A 1,461-nucleotide genomic window follows, 5' to 3' on the forward strand; every position below is an offset into this window, starting at 1 on the left:
AAGACCGGGATTGCGACGATTACTGGTAAGGTCAAGCACCCAACGACAACGTTGCAGGTTGATGGTAAGCAAATTCCAATCAAGGATGATCTGACTTTCAGTTTCACTTTAGATTTAGGTACTCTTGGACAAAAACCGTTTGGGGTTGTTGTGGACACCACTCAAAACAAGACCTTCCAAGAAGCGTTGACCTTCATTTTGGATGCAGTGGCTCCAACATTGTCATTGGACAGCTCGACAGATGCACCGGTTTATACCAACGATCCAAACTTCCAGATTACCGGAACGGCCACTGACAATGCGCAATATCTGAGTCTGTCAATTAACGGCAGTTCTGTCGCCAGCCAATACGTAGACATCAACATCAATAGTGGCAAACCAGGTCATATGGCTATTGATCAGCCCGTTAAATTGCTCGAAGGCAAAAACGTGCTGACTGTTGCTGTTACAGATAGCGAAGACAACACCACGACCAAGAACATCACAGTTTACTACGAACCAAAGAAAACACTGGCAGCACCAACTGTGACGCCAAGTACCACTGAACCAGCCAAAACGGTGACTCTGACGGCAAACTCTGCCGCAACGGGCGAAACGGTTCAGTATAGTGCTGATGGTGGCAAGACATATCAGGATGTTCCGGCAGCCGGTGTCACGGTCACGGCAAATGGCACCTTCAAGTTTAAGTCGACTGATTTATACGGTAATGAATCACCAGCCGTCGACTATGTTGTCACCAATATCAAGGCCGATGATCCTGCACAATTGCAGGCAGCTAAGCAGGAACTGACTAATCTGATTGCTTCCGCCAAAACGCTAAGTGCCAGCGGTAAGTATGATGATGCCACAACGACTGCTTTAGCAGCGGCAACGCAGAAGGCACAAACGGCGCTTGATCAGACGAACGCCTCAGTTGATTCACTTACTGGTGCCAATCGAGACCTGCAAACTGCGATCAATCAATTAGCTGCCAAGTTACCTGCAGATAAGAAGACTTCGCTGCTTAACCAGTTGCAATCTGTGAAGGCTGCGCTGGGAACGGACTTGGGCAATCAAACTGATCCAAGCACTGGCAAAACATTTACGGCAGCGTTAGACGACCTAGTGGCACAAGCTCAAGCAGGCACGCAAACGGCCGACCAGCTTCAAGCGACTCTTGCCAAGGTACTTGATGCAGTATTAGCAAAACTTGCGGAGGGTATTAAAGCGGCAACACCGGCTGAGGTTGGCAATGCTAAAGATGCTGCAACTGGCAAAACTTGGTATGCCGACATTGCTGACACATTGACGTCTGGTCAAGTCAGTGCTGATGCGTCTGACAAGCTTGCACATTTACAAGCTTTGCAAAGTCTGAAAACGAAGGTGGCAGCTGCCGTTGAAGCGGCCAAGATAGTTGGTAAAGGCGACGATACAACCGGTACTAGCGACAAAGGCGGCGGTCAAGGTACCCCGGCGCCCGCT

The 1,461-nt window shown here is 49.3% G+C and carries 1 pseudogene; it reads left to right on the plus strand.

Annotation, left to right across the window (positions count from 1 at the left end):
- A pseudogene (gene prtP / locus BABA_RS12190) lies at positions 1-1,461 on the plus strand (PII-type proteinase); the annotation flags it as partial.

This window comes from Neobacillus bataviensis LMG 21833 (genome assembly GCF_000307875.1).
Taxonomy (GTDB): domain Bacteria; phylum Bacillota; class Bacilli; order Bacillales; family Cytobacillaceae; genus Neobacillus; species Neobacillus bataviensis.